Annotated in this window: 12 protein-coding genes; 3 read left to right on the top strand and 9 right to left on the bottom strand. The window is 34.4% G+C overall.

Going from position 1 to position 17,124, the window contains the following annotated elements; genetic code table 11:
* Window positions 1-12: 12 nt before the first annotated feature.
* On the top strand, window positions 13-396 hold the full coding sequence (locus tag OXU93_RS03770; RefSeq protein ID WP_267384556.1) for a NifB/NifX family molybdenum-iron cluster-binding protein: 384 nt from the start codon (window positions 13-15) through the stop codon (window positions 394-396).
* Window positions 397-1,105: 709 nt separating this feature from the next.
* Here the strand turns inward: OXU93_RS03770 and OXU93_RS03765 are convergent.
* Together OXU93_RS03765 and OXU93_RS03760 are read right to left on the bottom strand one after the other, a co-directional pair.
* Window positions 1,106-1,327 (bottom strand): NAD(P)H-quinone oxidoreductase subunit O, encoded by a 222-nt coding sequence (locus OXU93_RS03765; protein WP_267384555.1) that lies wholly within the window; start codon window positions 1,325-1,327, stop codon window positions 1,106-1,108.
* 539 nt (window positions 1,328-1,866) lie between these two features.
* Window positions 1,867-2,262 (bottom strand): Rid family detoxifying hydrolase, encoded by a 396-nt coding sequence (locus tag OXU93_RS03760; protein ID WP_267384554.1) that lies wholly within the window; start codon window positions 2,260-2,262, stop codon window positions 1,867-1,869.
* Between the two features lie 190 nt (window positions 2,263-2,452).
* On the opposite strand from OXU93_RS03760, the gene grpE reads away from it, so the two are divergent.
* On the top strand, window positions 2,453-3,220 hold the full coding sequence (grpE, locus tag OXU93_RS03755; protein ID WP_267384553.1) for a nucleotide exchange factor GrpE: 768 nt from the start codon (window positions 2,453-2,455) through the stop codon (window positions 3,218-3,220).
* Between the two features lie 513 nt (window positions 3,221-3,733).
* Here the strand turns inward: grpE and sds are convergent.
* The 5 genes from sds to OXU93_RS03730 form a co-directional block, all read right to left on the bottom strand.
* Entirely contained in the window at window positions 3,734-4,705 is a 972-nt protein-coding gene (gene sds, locus OXU93_RS03750) for a solanesyl diphosphate synthase (protein ID WP_267384552.1), read from the bottom strand.
* 795 nt (window positions 4,706-5,500) lie between these two features.
* Window positions 5,501-6,346 carry a glutamate racemase gene (gene murI / locus OXU93_RS03745; protein WP_267384551.1) on the bottom strand — a complete coding sequence of 282 codons (846 nt, stop codon included), beginning with the start codon at window positions 6,344-6,346 and terminating at the stop codon, window positions 5,501-5,503.
* 91 nt (window positions 6,347-6,437) lie between these two features.
* On the bottom strand, window positions 6,438-8,273 hold the full coding sequence (locus tag OXU93_RS03740; protein ID WP_267384550.1) for an N-acetylmuramoyl-L-alanine amidase: 1,836 nt from the start codon (window positions 8,271-8,273) through the stop codon (window positions 6,438-6,440).
* 383 nt (window positions 8,274-8,656) lie between these two features.
* Window positions 8,657-10,048 carry a cation:proton antiporter gene (locus tag OXU93_RS03735; RefSeq protein ID WP_267384549.1) on the bottom strand — a complete coding sequence of 464 codons (1,392 nt, stop codon included), beginning with the start codon at window positions 10,046-10,048 and terminating at the stop codon, window positions 8,657-8,659.
* A 349-nt stretch (window positions 10,049-10,397) separates the two neighbouring features.
* Window positions 10,398-11,234: a prephenate/arogenate dehydrogenase gene (locus OXU93_RS03730; protein ID WP_267384548.1), complete on the bottom strand. Its 837-nt coding sequence runs from the start codon at window positions 11,232-11,234 to the stop codon at window positions 10,398-10,400.
* 783 nt (window positions 11,235-12,017) lie between these two features.
* Here OXU93_RS03730 and lpdA point away from each other — a divergent pair.
* Window positions 12,018-13,448, top strand: a complete 1,431-nt coding sequence (gene lpdA, locus OXU93_RS03725; RefSeq protein ID WP_267384547.1) for a dihydrolipoyl dehydrogenase — start codon at window positions 12,018-12,020, stop codon at window positions 13,446-13,448.
* A 1,181-nt stretch (window positions 13,449-14,629) separates the two neighbouring features.
* Here the strand turns inward: lpdA and surE are convergent.
* Together surE and OXU93_RS03715 are read right to left on the bottom strand one after the other, a co-directional pair.
* The gene (gene surE, locus OXU93_RS03720) at window positions 14,630-15,307 is read right to left on the bottom strand and encodes a 5'/3'-nucleotidase SurE (RefSeq protein ID WP_267384546.1); all 678 of its coding nucleotides are present in this window, start codon (window positions 15,305-15,307) and stop codon (window positions 14,630-14,632) included.
* A 428-nt stretch (window positions 15,308-15,735) separates the two neighbouring features.
* The gene (locus tag OXU93_RS03715) at window positions 15,736-16,302 is read right to left on the bottom strand and encodes a DUF721 domain-containing protein (protein ID WP_267384545.1); all 567 of its coding nucleotides are present in this window, start codon (window positions 16,300-16,302) and stop codon (window positions 15,736-15,738) included.
* Between the last annotated feature and the right edge of the window lie 822 nt (window positions 16,303-17,124).

Raw genomic sequence — 17,124 nt, 5'->3', positions numbered from 1 at the left:
AGAAAAAATCTAATGAAGATTGCTGTTGTTAGTCAAAATTTTCAGACTATTACAGGTAAGACTGGGCGTGCTCGCAGATTTTTGGTATATGAAATTGATAAGGAGGGTGAAATAACTTTACTAGAAAAGTTAGAAATTCCTGATACAGAACCAACTTTTCATGATCTTCATACTGATGATATTACCCCCCATCGAGTTAATGAGATGGTGTTAATTACCAGAGAAGCAGGAGAAGGATTGACAGAACGTTTAAGTCGTCGGGGAATTACAGTTTATATTACCAGTGAAACTGATCCTAAAACAGCTATCAAAAAAGTAGTTGATGGAACTATTCCAATAGTTCCTCCTACTACTCATAAAGAGGATGGAGATTGTTTATTTCAGGAGGAGGATTGAAGATAACATAATTACATTTCTCATTAATTAAATTATTCAAGTCAAGGATAGGAGACTTACTGGAATGAAGATTTTCTCGTTGTAATATGTAAACGGTAAATATATATTATTCACGATTAGTCCTCTGTTATACACTGATTATAGTTTATCGAATTCCAATCTTAAGAGATATAGTTATTTTTTATATACGGACATAATTATTTATGATATTTGGAGTTTTTTATTACTTCATCAAAGTAATATTTAAAACTAATTAAACATTATGATACCCCATAAATAGGAATTGGGAGTGAGTCCTAATTTTATTTTCAATATTTTTTAAAAAGATTAAATAGAGACGAAAATCATAAATGTAATGTAAGTTTTTCTTACTTGTAATTGATTGTTTGAATACATTTTGTATTTCTACAAAATGTATTCAAACAATCAAAGATATTACCGTTGTTTTTGAAAATTAATAACTATATGTTGATAACCATAATTTTATACTTATTGATATTTTAACTATCGTGTCATTTAAGACTTTAGACAACCACAACACTAAGGGCTATTTTTTGAAGTCAACTTTCGATGATTTTGATAATATTAATAGAGACAACATCAGCGGGCTTTTTTTACAAGTAAGTCAGGCTAAAGTTCCGCCGATATTGCCTATATCAAGATACGAAAAAACAAGAGGGATTTATATTATATTTCAGGTAAATAAACCCTAATCTACCAATTCTAGTTGATCGAGACGCAACCAAATATTCGGAACTGGGGTATAAAATTTAACAAGTGCATATTCATCGTCTAACTCAAGAATTTCCCCTTTACTTTTAAAAATATAGGAAGGAAGGTTCCGTGAATCGCTGGATTTTGCTTCCAAACTATCTTCAAGTTTGTCACGTACGGTACGAACAAAAGATCCTTTTTTGACTTTAGCTGGCATAATTATTACTGACAGAAATTTTATCTCCAAAGTTTGATCTTACACGAAATTGACATAGAATGGCTGTTTAGACTTCTTAAAAAATTTATAATTTGAATTTTTATGAGTCTGTAATAGATAATAATTACGCAAAATTAGTTCTTAAGTGCATTAATAATTAATGTTGTTAATTAGAATCTATTTTATAATTTTTTATATTTTTGATAAACAATGCTTATTTTTAGCATGATACTACCCAAGTAAATATATATATTCAAAACAGTTAAATATTAAAAGTAATCATAGCTAGTAGAGAAGTTTTTTGTCAATTGAAGTATTATCCGTACATCTCTACTAATACTTTTACTTAAATTACTGGTATTTTAATTGAGTCTTAAGTTTCTACTTTTATGTTGTTATTGTTTATGTTACAAAACAAAAATAATGATATCTCTCAATTAATTATAAATCTTCATATTTGTACTCAAATTTATAGGAAAATTTTGTTAGAATAATATGATTTTTTTAATTTTTTTTTTTCATAATATCTTGAATAGATTTTAATCAATAACTGCAATACATTCAATTTCTATCAATACATCTTTTGGTAAACGAGAAACTTCCACACAAGAACGAGCTGGAGCAGTCAACTCATCAAAATATTGAGCATAAATTTGATTCATAGAATTAAATTCACTTAAATCACTCATAAAAACAGTTGTTTTAACTACATTACTCAAATTTACTTTAGCTGAAGTTAAAATTGCCTTAATATTAGCCATAACTTGTTGAGTTTGTAGAACAATATCTCCTTGCCCAACAATATCTCCTGTTTCAGGACTTAAGGCAATTTGCCCAGCCAGAAACAAAAACTTACCATTAGCAGCAATCGCTTGATTATAAGGACCAACAGGGGTAGGAGCTTTTGTTGTCTTAATTACTTGATAATGCGTCATTCTATTAATAAAAACTTATAAGGACAAAGAGGTTACTATCTCGAGTTTACACTTGAGATAGTAACTTCTCAAGAATGTCACAATGAGTCCTTTATACTGGTAAGAAGATACCTCAAAAAAATATGATCCTTAAAAGAAGACAAGAGACCATTGAGTCTGATCTTCTCTATAGGAATTTAGAAAACTTACTATGAACAACGAGCAACAGCAGCTAGGAAAAACTTTAGAAACTTCTGAATCATCAAAAAATATTGGTGGTTATTCCGTAGAAACCCAAACCGAAGCGACTAACAAACTAAAATCAACAATAACCTCCGAGATTGCTGATTTAGAATCAGTAACAGCAGAATCGGTAACATCTGAACTTAAATCTGTTCAGGAAGAACCTACTTCAGAACAGATTATAGCCACTCTAACTAAGGAAGTGGAAGTCCTACAAGAAAAACTAACAAAAGAAGATCAACAGTCCGAGGTTCTGAAGAAACGTTACGTCACGTTAGCAGCAGAATTTGATAATTTCCGCAAAAGAACTGAAAAAGAGAAAAAAGAATTGGAAATCCAAGTTAAGTGCCGTACTATCAGTGAATTACTATCGGTAGTTGATAACTTTGAACGGGCAAGAGGACAAATCCAACCTGCTAACGATGGAGAGTTAGGAATTCATAAAAGCTATCAAGGAGTTTATAAAAATCTTGTAGAGAGTCTTAAACGTTTAGGTGTAGCCCCTATGCGTCCTGAAGGAGAACCCTTTAATCCTTTATATCACGAAGCTATGTTAAGAGAATGTACTAATGATTATCCTGAAGGAACAGTAATCGAACAGTTGGTGCGGGGATACCTTGTAGGGGAACAGGTATTACGCCATGCCATGGTCAAAGTAGCAGCTCCGATAGGAGAGTCTACTGTAGCTCCAGAAGAGTCTGCGCCAATAGATGACGGTGGTTCTCCAACTAGTTAACTAGTACTTTCTTAAAGAAAATCTGAAGGGAGTGGTTGATATAATAGCATCGGGGACGAGTCTTGCCAGCAATTTTTAGGTTTCTAATCGATCCCTAAATCACTTCCTTGCACTAATTAATGGAACTAAATAGATAGCCCTAAACAAATATTAAAAAGTGGAATAATTATTAGAACTAAACTCATGCTCTTAGGATAAGGGCAAAATACGTTGTTATAGACTTTGACTTAGATCTTTAACCTTGAACCAATTAGCTAGTTATCACCCACAATTCTTTTGTTGAATCCACTAAAATTTAACTTTTGTAGACTTAGAATTCAAACATAACATAGAAGGATTAATACATAATTATAATATTAGGTTATCACGAGAAGGAAGTAGCCATGGCTCCATCAACAAGCCGTCTTTAATTAATTTTGCGGGTCCACTCTTAGAAAATATTCGACCTAAATTTGACCTAAATGATAATCAAAGAACCAAGAGAAGAGGTTTACTTTCAATAGGTTAAGAAAATCAGTAAAGACGACTCAACACATAGTCTATCAAGTCTTTTAAAATCTGGTAAGAGGGAGAATCTTTGAGACAGGAAAGATGTTGAACTGCTAGGTATCCATGACGGGACGCTAACTCCCGTGACCGTTCAATTCCTCGACTTTGATTAATAATAGATAAGGCTTTTTCCATATCTTCTCTTTCACTGAATTTTCGTTCAATCAAAGTTCCTAAATATGGATTTTCCTCCATAGCAAATAAAGCAGGAGCAGTAAGATTACCACTAATCAAATCGGAACCTGCTGGTTTTCCTAAAACCTCTGTTGGAGTTGTAAAATCTAGAATGTCATCGACAATTTGAAAGGCTAGTCCTAGGTTTCGTCCGTAAGCATAAAGATGTTCCCTAACACTAGGTGAAGTCTCGCTTAACACCGCAGCTGCCTTAGCACTATTGGCTATTAGTGAAGCTGTTTTATAGAAGCTTTTTTCCAAATAAGCTTCTAGGGTAAGACTGGTGTCAAAGCGATTAATTCCTTGGAGAATTTCTCCTTCAGCAAAATCACGAATAACTTTAGATAATAGTTTAACCACATCTAAGTTATCTAAATTAGCTAAATACCAAGAAGACTGAGCAAACAAAAAATCGCCAGCTAAGACAGCAATGCGATTATCAAATAAGCTATTAACAGTGGGGACGTTACGACGTAATTCGGCTTCGTCGACCACGTCGTCATGAACTAAACTTGCCGTGTGGATCATCTCAGTAATTTCCGCTAGCCGACGATGACGAGGAGTCAGATCTTGATCCAACAAAGTCGCCCGTGAAACTAAAAGAACAATAGCCGGACGAATACGTTTTCCCCCAGCATCAAACAAATGTTCAGCTGCTGCCCCTAGGATTGGATGGCGGGCTCCGACCAACTGTTTAAGATTATCGGTTAGGAGGCGTAGATCGTCGTCAACAGTAGCAAAGAGAGAGGTACTTGTTATCATGGGTCAGCCAAACCTGGCGTATCAGTTACGAAAGTTTACATATCCTTATATTCATAATAAGCCAACCTTTCCAGACAAGGAAACGAAGTCGTCTACTTTTTTGACTAAATACCTTAGCTAATTCAGTAAAATCCCTTAAAAAAACTAACCTAACCTAATCTCTTATGTTAGCCTAAATAATAAGGGTTTTTAAGGATTTCCTCTCTTCTCAATTGTCAAACTCCTCAGAAGTATCTCCTTAACTGAGGAAGTTCATGTCAGTATGATTCAGCTGAATTCCTTGTCCAACTAGTTACTTAGACATGTTGACTCGAATGGTTTATGGAGTGTCGAGCAATTGGGGGAGATTGACCTAAGTTTATCCTAAATAAATCTTTAAACCCGTTTACTCTCGGAGGCAAATATCCTCAAAGAGAAAAGAGGGAATGTTTGTTTTTGTCCTGCTATCGCTTAACGGTAGTACCCTTAAGGCGTTAAATATCCAGACGACTCTATCATGACCACTGACGTCATTGACTTTACTTCCATGTCCACCTTAGCAACAAAAGACCAATAACGAAAAATGCCTGTGATTACTGTGCTTCTCGCTGCTCTCTATTTATTGATGATTTACGGATTACTCATCCTTGCTAAGCGGACGGAAAAGTGGATGTTTCCACCTCGTCGTGATTTAGGATAAATAGATTTATAAACAATAATTAATCAATCGAGTGATGAATGTCGAGTAAGAAGATTGACTAATCTGTCTAGGATTGGTAAGTGTATATAAAGGTATTTTCATAAGCCAATCCTTTTTTATTCAAGAACTTCCGTTTCTTCCCGAGCCCAAGAAGACCTTACTATTTTTGGAAGAGAAACTGGCTCAACAACTGGGCAGTAACCTAACCATTGTTGAGAAATTTTCGAAAAAGTGTTAGGACAACCACTGACATAAAAACGGGTGGGGTGAGCACTGCGATTACGGTATAAACCCATTAATTTCAACTCTTTTTCAGCCGACTGTATTACAAAACTTGCAGGATCGACAAGGTTAACAGTTGGAGGAATAATCTCATGAAAAATGGGAGCAAGATGGCGATAATGGGTACATCCGTAAATTAAGGTATCAATGTTACGATCCAGTAGTGGGCTTACATACCGTAGAGTCACCTGTTTCGTGTAAGGATCATAAATCCGATTTTGTTCAATCAAAGGAACAAATTCAGGACACCCTACTTGCCATACTTGAGCGTTAGGATTAATTTCTTGAATTGCCTGGCGGTAAGCACCACTCTTAGCCGTTGCCGGGGTAGAAATTACCCCAATACGTTGACCTATTTTGACTGCGGCTCTTGCTCCTGGCAGAATAACTCCTAAAATTGGAAAACTGAATTCACTGCGAACGGTCTCTAATGCTAAGGCCGAACTAGTATTACAAGCCATGATGACCATCTTAACATTTTGTTGAGCCATCCAGATGAGAATTTCCCGAACAAATTTTAAAATCTCTGTTCCAGGACGATTTCCATAAGGCAAGCGAGCGGTATCTGCAAAATAAATAATTGATTCTCGGGGTAACTGTTGGTAAAGTTCCCGCAAAACAGTCAGTCCCCCTACGCCACTATCGAAAACGCCAATGGGACTATCTTGAACGTTATTCATAGACAATTTAACACACCACACTTTGAGTTGTTCATAATTGAAACACAGAATCTTCAGAGAAGTAAATATATTTTGGTAAGATAAATATATCTTAAAGTCTTTTTCGTTGGATATAATCCAAAATTCCTTGGGCAATTGCCTTAGCCATTTTCAGACGATAAGCAGGATCACTCAATTTACGATTGTCTTCAGTCCCCGTGACAAAGCCGACTTCAACTAAGGAAGCTGGCATCATTGACTTTCTTAGAACATAAAACCGCCCCTTTTTCACCCCACGATCATCAACATTAACATTACGGACGATACTGTTGTGGATAGCTTCTGATAAATCTCGATGTCCATGATAAAAAACTTCTATGCCGTTAACGTGAGAACGACCACCACCAACCGCATTAGCGTGGATGCTCACAAAAATATCAGCTCCTACTCGATTAGCTAAATCAGCCCGTCCTCGTAAACTGACAAAATAATCTGCACTGCGGGTCAATTCAACTTGAATCCCTTGCTCTTGTAATAAACGAGAAACATCTAAAGAAATGGGAAGAATAATGTTTTTTTCCTGTAATCCCCTGATTCCTACTGCTCCTGGATCTTTCCCTCCGTGGCCGGGGTCAATAACAACAAGAACCTGTCCCTTAGGAACCCTGGAAAGGGAATTAGAAGGGTAAGAGGTGATTGGAGGTACGGATGCATTTGCAGGAGGTAGAATGTTAATAGGCTTAGTCCCAGGGCTAACAGTTAGGTCCCGCAAGGAATGAACATCTAAAGTTAATATCTGCTGATTAAGCTGATTAAGCCTCCCAAAGCGAATCCCTAAAGATGGCTTGACTAAAATTTCTACCGATTTAGGATCGAGTTGACGAACTTTTAACTCGTAAATGGGACTGTCTCTCCCCAACTGTGGGTCGACTACCGGTTCAGCTAGTTGGGCATTTGGAATATTAATAGTGTACACTCCTGTAAGCCGGTTAAGATTACCATTTCCTTTAATAGGTTTATTAGACTGAATTAACAGTTGAGTATTGTTGTTAGTCAGTTTAATTGCAGAAATAGTTGGCAGTTGACTCAGAGAAACCGAGTTACTAGGATTATCGTTAGTCGGCAGATCAGGAGAAGTTAAATTTCTGACTTGAGAAATACCTCCTTTAGGTAGAAGAACTAATCCCCCTAACCTGGAATAATAGCCTTGCCAGTTGGGACTATCTTCAGCCACCCACATCGTAATGCGAGCTTCTGGGGGTGAAGTTCTAGTTTGCTCAAATCGAATTTCACTGACTCCATACTTATTGATTGACTGAGTTTGGTTAAGCAGTGATTGGGGAAGGGACGCTTCTGGCAAAATAAATTCAATAGTTTTTCGATCATCACTACGATTCACTTGAATTTGACTGTTACTTCCATTGCGTTCTAGCCTAATGAAGAGTCCACTACGAGTCACTTGAAAATCATTAGAAGTCCGAATTGAAGGACTAGAGAGAGGACGAAGAGGCGCGGGGTTAGAACCAGAAGGTAAAGAGGTAGAAGTTGATGGACGAGCAATTCGTTGGGGTGTAGGAAGATCTACAGTCCATTGAGTAGGAGAAATTCCTTTGACTGTAACCTTTTGAGGATCGAGAGTATATCCTGAGGCTAGTTCAATTACTAATCGGGTAGTTTGAGTATTGAACTGTCCTATTCGAACACTTTTGATCGTTCCCCCAATAGTTTGGTTAACACTAGGACGCTCTAAAATAATTCCAGGTAAGTCAAGAACAACACGAGTTGGATTAGGAATCAATTGAGCTCTAGGTTGAACTTGAGAGTCAGTGGTAAAAACTAAGCGATTATCGTTTGACTCAAAACGCCAATATAAAAGCCTTCCTGCTTGTGCTGGGAGGGCAAACAGTAATGTACTTAGGATACTCAGTAATAGCCAGTGAAATCTCACAATGATTGCTCCTGTGACACAAAGGTGGCTGTCGGACGGGTTTAAGAGATTATAACGATTCTCTCGTTGAGTCTGGGGGTGGTACTGAACGTCGGTTAAAGAGATTTATAGAGTTGAACAACAGATAAATTAGAAGTTTTAGTAGTTTGACTTTGTTTTACCTAATTTTTTAACACTGACGACATACATCACATAGATCTAAGTGATCAAGAAAAGAGATTCTCCTCACTTACTCCAGTTAGCGGTTTAAGCTGTCCCATTAATAATCAAAGGTGCCATTTATTGTTGTAAAGGCTTGCTCCACCAAATCCAAAGGACGTAAAATCTCTTATTTAGGTTTCGGATAACTTAAATATATTGTTAACAAACCTTGATAGTCTTTGTTAGGAACTGAGTTCTTTTTCTTTGGCTGTGGGAACTAGCTCTTTAAAAGCAATTCGTAACCAAGGAGGAGCAATAAATGTTGTTAGGATAACCATCATAATGATAGCTGCTTCGGTGGACTGAGTTAGTGCTCCACTCGCAGACCCTACTCCAGCAAACACCAATCCTACTTCGCCTCGCGGAATCATACCAACACCAATGGCGAGTTTGTTCAGGTGAGGTTGTCCAAAAATAGTAAATCCAGTGACCACTTTACCAATAATCGCCACAGTAACTAGGAAAGCTGCGATAATTAACCCTTCTCTATTACTAGGAATAGTTGGATTTAAGACACTTAAATCTGTTTTTGCCCCCACACAGACAAAGAAAATCGGCACAAAAATATCAGAGACTGCAACAATCTGTTCTTCAAGTTCTTTACGTTTTTCCGTTTCTGCAAGGATCAAGCCGGCTGCAAAAGAACCAAGAATTCCTTCAAGTTGAATCACTTGGGCGATGTAAGATAAAACAAAAGCAAAACTTAAAGAAACTAACAGAAGTCGCCCCCTAGTCTTCATCTCGTTAATTAATCTAACATAGAGAGGACTTAATAATCGGCCAATTAAAATAGCTCCTATTAAAAAGGCCGCGGCACTGAGAACAAGATAAATAAGGTTGACTACTTGAATTTCACCAGTTTTAACTAAACTACCCACAACTGCCAGAATGATAATTCCTAGGATATCGTCTAAAACAGCCGCTCCAATAATGATTTGTCCTTCTGAGGAACTTAAACGTCCAATTTCGGCTAACACCTTTGCTGTAATTCCAATACTAGTAGCAGTTAAAGCAGCCCCAGCAAAAACAGAAGGAATTACGGGAACGTTGAATAGATAAACTAACCCTAATGTCCCCAAAATAAACGGAGTAACAACACCGACAATGGCGATAATCACTGCTTGGGGTCCAACACGAATTAATTCTTTTAAGTCCGATTCTAAACCGATTTCAAATAGTAGAATTATGACCCCTAATTCAGACAAGATAGAAATGAATTCTCCTTGAGCCGAAAATATGGCTTGTACGCCTTCAGGGGTTAAATCCACAGCTAGCTGCAAAAATTGCATGAGGACTGAGTCGTTGGCAGTTGTCCCCCCTTCAGGAAAGACTAATAAACCTAGAGCTGAAACTCCGACAGCCACACCTCCAACGAGCTCCCCTAATACAGGGGGAAGATTTATCCGGAAACAGATTTCCCCTCCGAGTTTACTGGCAAAATAAATAACCACTAAACTCAAAAGAGCACTTGCTAAAACTAATGCGCCATCAGCCTCACTTTCAGTCACTGTGGTTAACAGAGGGAACTTAGAGGCAAAGTCAAGTAGAGATAATGTCAAAGTTAGTGTACTCATCCAAATCGTTTATGTCAGTTATGATATCGGCAAAAATAACTTTGATCTACTGTACAGGTTTCCTTGAAAGAGCTCTGATTTTTTTTCTAACTACTTTGCTGGATTTATTTTTATAGGATACCAGAAAGATTAATTAGTTTGAAATCTTTAATTATTATTAATTACTGTTTAAAGCTATCAAGAGATTTTTATGAGCAATTATGATTTTTGATCTACATTTATAACAATAATATATTTTGTTAGTTATTGATGATAACAGCAAATATTTCATAAAGGTAAATACTAATCAGCTAAAAATAATTAAATTCTTATAGTGTATTATTTTTATTTCATTTTTGTCCGAGCTTGTTTATAAAAAATCAATTCTTCCTTGCTTAGTTTTTTCTAATAGATAGCCTAATCTTTTCCAATCTTTATTTTCAACTAGATTAATAATCTGATCTAACTGTTTACGGTATTCTGAGAGTGACCGCAATAATGCTTTTTGATTGTATTGTGCCATCATGATTCCCAATTCAGGGTTTCCCCCACCAACTCTACTGGTATCTCTAAATCCTGAACTAGCCAAAGCTTGAGCTAATTTAAAAGTCAAATTTTCTTCTTCTGCTAAACAGGCATTGATTAAACTAGCACTAATCATAACTGGTAAATGAGAGATCCAAGCAGTCGCATAATCATGATTTTCTGATGTACAAGTGTAAATTTTTGCTCCCAGTTCATTCACTATAGTTTTAAGTGTCTCAACATCTTTAGAAAGATTGTTTTGGGTTGGTGTAATAACATAGGGACTATCTTTAAATAAATTCTTTTGTGCTGCGTCTATACCCTGTTCTGCACTTCCAGCCATGGGATGTCCTCCAATAAATTTATCCCATAACCTAGAACCTTGTTCTACAATTGGCATTTTAACTGAACCAACGTCAGTAACAATAGTCTCTGGCTTCAAATGATAAATTAACTGTTCCAATATAGGAATAATTAGTCCAATGGGAGTACAAATAAAAACGATGTCTGCATTACTGAGTAATTGCAGACTAATATTGGACTCATCAACTATTCCCCTTTCTATAGCTTGTTGACAGGTACTTTCTTTGCGGGAAACTCCTAGAATGGTATGTCCGTGATCACGTAATTCTAACCCTAATGATCCCCCAATTAAACCCAGTCCGATAATTCCTATTTTCATAAATCAGTATTTAAGACTAGAACTACTATCAATAATAACTAATGACTTGTAAAACACGATCTATGATCTCTGCTCTTTCTAAAATATTTTAGAAAGAGCAGAGATCAACCTAATATAAAAATAAAATATAAGACAGATACAAGACATGAATAAATAAAGACTAATATATCGCAGAACTATACTATAAACTTTTTTTCAAAATAATTTATAGTTATGCAGTCTATTGATAGGTTAACACAAATTAATATTTTTAATATAAATTAATATTCTTAGCACAAATAATATCAATTTGATAATCAAGTAAAATGGTAAATTCAAACAATATATTGTTTGAATAAAATAATAATATTATATTAACTAGTATACGCTGTTTTTGCTATATTTTAGTAGTCTTTATATATTAAAAATACACCTTGTCTTATAAGCTTAAAAGATTGTTTGTAAAATAATTCTTTATAAAGCTGTAAGTAATTCTAGGTATTACAGTTAATATTTTATCCAGAAATAGTATTTAGTATTTTAATTTTAATTTCATATCTTATATACTTTAGTTCTATCTAAATCTATATTTTATACTTAAGTATTATTTGAATATTTTTACTATATAAGTAAACTTATATAGTAAAAATATTCAAATAAATTATAAAGATTATTATTGACTTTAATTACACTAACATTTCATTTTATAGAATTAGTTGTAGAGGTAAAACTATTAAATCTGTGTCACTTTTACCCGAACTACTCTAGACTAAAAATCAATAGTATTTCAAGGGGAATATATTTATGAGTGATCAGTTTGATTACGATCTAGTCATTATTGGCGCAGGAGTAGGAGGTCATGGAACAGCTCTTCATGCCGTTAACTGTGGACTAAAAACTGCTATTGTCGAGGCAAAAGATATCGGAGGAACCTGTGTTAATCGGGGGTGTATCCCATCTAAAGCCCTACTTGCCGCATCAGGAAGAGTAAGAGAGTTACAAAATCATCATCATCTCAGTAGTTTGGGAATTCAAGTTGATGGAGTGGTTTTTCAACGAGAAGCAATTGCAGATCATGCTACTAATTTAGTCAATAAAATTCAGGGTGATCTCACCAAGACTTTAAAACGTCTCAAGGTTGACGTCATCAGAGGATGGGGGAAAATTATTGACAACCAAAAAATTAGTGTGTTAGCTGATGATGAAGAAAAATTTATCACTGCAAGAGATATTGTGTTGTGTCCTGGATCAATTCCTTTCACCCCTCGCGGTATTGAAATTGATCACAAAACTGTTTTCACTAGTGATGAAGCCGTTAAATTAGAAAGTTTACCTCAGTGGATAGCAATTATTGGTAGTGGTTATATTGGGTTAGAATTTTCTGATATCTATACGGCTCTTGGGTGTGAAGTAACCATGATTGAAGCATTAGATGATTTGATGCCAGGATTCGATCCAGAGATTTCAAAAATTGCTGAACGGATATTAATTAAACCCCGTGATATTGAAATATATTCTGGTGTATTTGCCAGCAAAGTTATCCCAGGTTCTCCTGTTACAATTGAGTTAACTGATGCAAAGACAAAAGAAGTTATAGATTTTCTAGAAGTGGATGCTTGTTTAGTAGCGACTGGACGTATTCCTGCAACGAAATACTTAGGATTAGAAAATATCGGTATTGAAACTCAACAAGGATTTATTCCCGTTAATGATCGCTTAGAAGTTTTATTAGACGGGAAAGTTGTCCCTCATTTGTGGGCTGTAGGAGATGTAACAGGCAAGATGATGTTAGCCCATGCTGCTTCAGGACAAGGAATGATTGCGGTAGAAAATATTTGTGGGCGAGATAGAACAGTCAATTACCGTAGCATTCCGGCTGCTACTTTTACTCATCCTGAAATTAGTTATGTTGGATTAACTGAACCCGCAGCAAGAAAATTGGGGGAAAGAGAAGGCTTTAAAATAGCTTCTGTTAAAACTCATTTCAAAGGTAATTCTAAAGCTTTAGCAGAAGGAGAAACTGATGGTATCGCTAAAGTAGTATATCATCAAGGTACAGGAGAAGTCTTGGGAGTTCACATTATTGGTCCCCATGCCTCAGATTTAATTCAAGAGGCAGCAAATGCGATTGCTCAACATCAGTCTGTACAAAATTTAGCGTTTAATATTCATCCTCATCCTACTTTGTCAGAAGTTCTCGATGAAGCATTTAAACGAGCAGATGTAGCAATTTAGCCTTATGGGGTGGGCATAGCCCACCCCATCTTCATAAACGATGATTTTTATGAATACGTTAATCCTAGCTTGTTTTGTTTTATTTTACATAGTAAGTAAAAGAATATATCAACAATAATTAAAATAATGTATACATAATATTTCAGTAATTTACTTAAAAAACTGGTGTAGATTGATTACCTACCCTAGATAAGGTTAACGGCAAGGCTGTTATTGTATAATAGTCAGGTTTATTAAGTCTGACTATTTTTAATATTTATCTCAATAGTTCAATCAAAATTTAAAAAACTGTTAAGCCAAAACATATTTCCTATTTCTTTAACTTGCTAGTGGAGATCTCAATTTGGAAAAATTGTGACTTGAAAAATTATATTTATCTTTATAAATAATAAATTCTAAACATAATTATAGTCATAGTATTGCAATAGTAATACTATTGATTTACATTAATTTCTTAATTATTTTATATAAATAACAAAATATAGAATTATAGTAATTTATTTATCATAATTTTAGAAAAAAATTTTTGCTATTTAATTTAAATTCTGTTTATCTAAAAGCAAATATTTTTTAGATTCTCAATAAATAATTTAATCTATTTAGAACATAACTATAAACATAGTATATATTAATTGTCAACTAATATTTAGAGTTAGCACACAATAACAATTGCTATACTATAAATTTATAGTATAGCAATTGTATACTTATTAGTATAGTTGAAACAAATAAATTCCTAGCCTTTTACAGGCTTAAACAAAAGAAGATATTCTAATTAAATTAAATTAAGTTAAATAAATTATAAGCAATTTAATAACAGCAAAAACTACTCTTAAAGTATTTACACTTAATAGATAATAATATTAAGATATAAAAAATATATACAAATTATATATACATAATATATTTTCTACAACAGAAAATACCTACTAACATGATTAGTAAATAAATTTTTTACTGGTATCCCTATTTAATCAGCAAAAACTACTAGGATTCTATTTTTAGGGGCGAATCCACTTATAGTGATTTTTGGCAAGTACGATTCTTCTAAAATAAGATTTGAAAAGATAAAACAGAAAATGCTTAACAATCTATAATTTCAAGAATTCTTTATGGCAGAATTGACAATATCAATAATACTGAGTGGGATAGAGAGGTTTTTACGATGGTTAACTTCAAAGTCAAATGTTAACCAATGTTACTGTAATGTTGCCAGAAAAACAAACATCTACGTCTGTACCTTGCGATCGCTGTCTTTTAATGTATTCCCCTTGATAATGATAAAATTCCCCTTTAACCCAATAGTCTACCGGTAAAGGATGAGTGCTCCTTTCACAAAATACAATTTCCGGTTCTGGAGAACCAATCTCTAAATGGGGTAAATTGACATTCCAAAAACTGCCAGAAGATAGAGGATAACTCCACAGTTTCTCTAGCACCTTAGCTGTCCATTTTGTCGCCAAGTCCCAATCAATGGCTAAAGGTCGCTTAATCCAATGGGAAATTGCAATTCCTGGGATACCGTGCATTGCTGCTTCCCTAACTGCAGCTACTGTTCCTGATATGTAAATGTCTACCCCTAAATTTCCTCCAGAATTGATCCCTGATAGCACCCATTTTGTTTTCTTAGACACTTGAGTCAAGGCTAGGCGAGTGCAGTCTGCAGGGGTTCCATCAACAACATATTCGCTCTCAGACCGTTTTTTGAGATGAATAGGTTTATTAGTCGTGACGCGGTGACCACAGCCTGATTGTTGTTCTTTAGGGGCAACAATAATTCCTTGTCTTCCCAGGGCATTATACAAAGCACGAATCCCTGGGGAATCGATCCCATCATCATTAGTCAATATAAAAGTCATATCATATCCTATCTTTATAAGTTAATGTTTAACCTTTGGCTATTAATCTAACTTAAAAATGCATCCTGATAAAGCCAAGGATCGTATCCTTTAATAAGCCAAAGTTATTATGCTTAAAATTTATGTTTAATCTGAACAGATATCATTCTTAGATGGAAATAATATCTGTTTATATTTAGTAAAAGTTTTTACTTCACAATTTATTAAGCATTTTACTAGAGTGTAAGCCTTCTGTATATTATTGAGTTTTAGTAATTTCTAAAACTCAATAATATATTAATCTTTACAATTGAATAATATAGTTCCTTACTTCGATAGACTAATAGATAATAAGTATAAAAAAAGAAATCAAGAGTAATCGACAATATCATATTTGTAAGTTTATCTTTAATAAACTTTTGAACAATAATTCTTAAACTTAAGTGAAACTACTGAGAATAAGGATAATTAGTCTGCCACTTTTGGGTAGCACAATGCATACAGAGCGACCAGCGTTTTATTTCACCAGGAGGTGTTGGACAACGACATTGAGGACATAATGGCATGCCCTGTGCTCTCATTTTTATTAACTCAGTCCAACGTTGGAAAGCTACTGCTGGAGTTATTAAGTTATGAGAATTAGTGTGAGACAAAGACACCTGGAAATCAATATGGCTCGGATGAGATGATTCGATGAAAGTATCTGCAATTAGCTGAGAGTCATGCCACCTAGCCGATGAGAAACGAATATCTATCAGAGGTTCTTCAGGAAACTTAGCATTAATATTTTTGAGGAAAAGGTGACGTTGTAATGATAAATGTTGAGCCCAAACTGCACTTGAAGTAGCCACCCATAGTAAATCTCTCTGAATGTATAAAGGTCGAGCATGGGAAACAATCTTGGGATCAATCACTTCATTCCAATATTTGTATAGGAGATAATATCGCTTATATCGCGCCCATTCAGGTTGTTGAGTTAAAACAATTACTAAGTGATTGAGGGAATTAAAAGCCATCAAATTTTATCCTTTATTATTTATAATAACACCGAACAATCAAGCGATTATTCTAAAGTCACTTGCTCTTTTCCCGGGGATATTAGAAAGACCGTTACTAAATCAACTTTATTCAATTTATTCGAAAAAAATCAATGCTTAATAGCATCTATTTTATTTGCTTAGACACTCGAATTAAAGCCAGTTGATTGGATATTAACAATAATACTTTAATTTCGCCCAACAACATATTTTAAAATATACTTAAGATATATTTTTTTTTATGAAACTAATCTGCAAAACTCTACTAGTTCGGTCCCTAATTATCTAAGACTACTCCAAAAGTATGATAATTTTTGTAGATTAATATCAAGTCTGATGACACATACAAAAACTAATTTGAGATTATTCCTATATACTCAAACTAATTTTGGGACTTATAAAACTTGGATTTTACTAAACAATTAAGTCCAGCACAAACTTTTAAAAAGTTTTTTTACCTAAATTTTTCAAACACCTTATCTATACTTCTATTTATTCAATTCCTGATTAAGCTATGGTAACCTCAAAAACCATTACTTATCTTCAACGTTTGGCTTAAATAAAGCTTTGTTATTACTTTTTTACAATCTCGATTAATTACCACTCTCATCATATTATATTTTTTCTTAAATCATCTTCCTAAGCATATAGTTAAGGTATAAAAGCAAAGTATATTTTATTACTCTTATATTTTATGTTTTTATTTGCTTATTACTAAATAGCGATAGTGTAAAAAACAAACAGGATAAATGAGTCAAATTAATATAAAATTAGGATTGTAATAAAAAAATTGTTGAACTC

It is taken from the genome of Cyanobacterium sp. uoEpiScrs1 (assembly GCF_947331815.1).
Classification (GTDB): domain Bacteria; phylum Cyanobacteriota; class Cyanobacteriia; order Cyanobacteriales; family Microcystaceae; genus Rippkaea.
The sequence above is the reverse complement of the archived record's forward strand: the minus strand, read 5'-3'. Positions and strand labels throughout refer to the sequence as shown.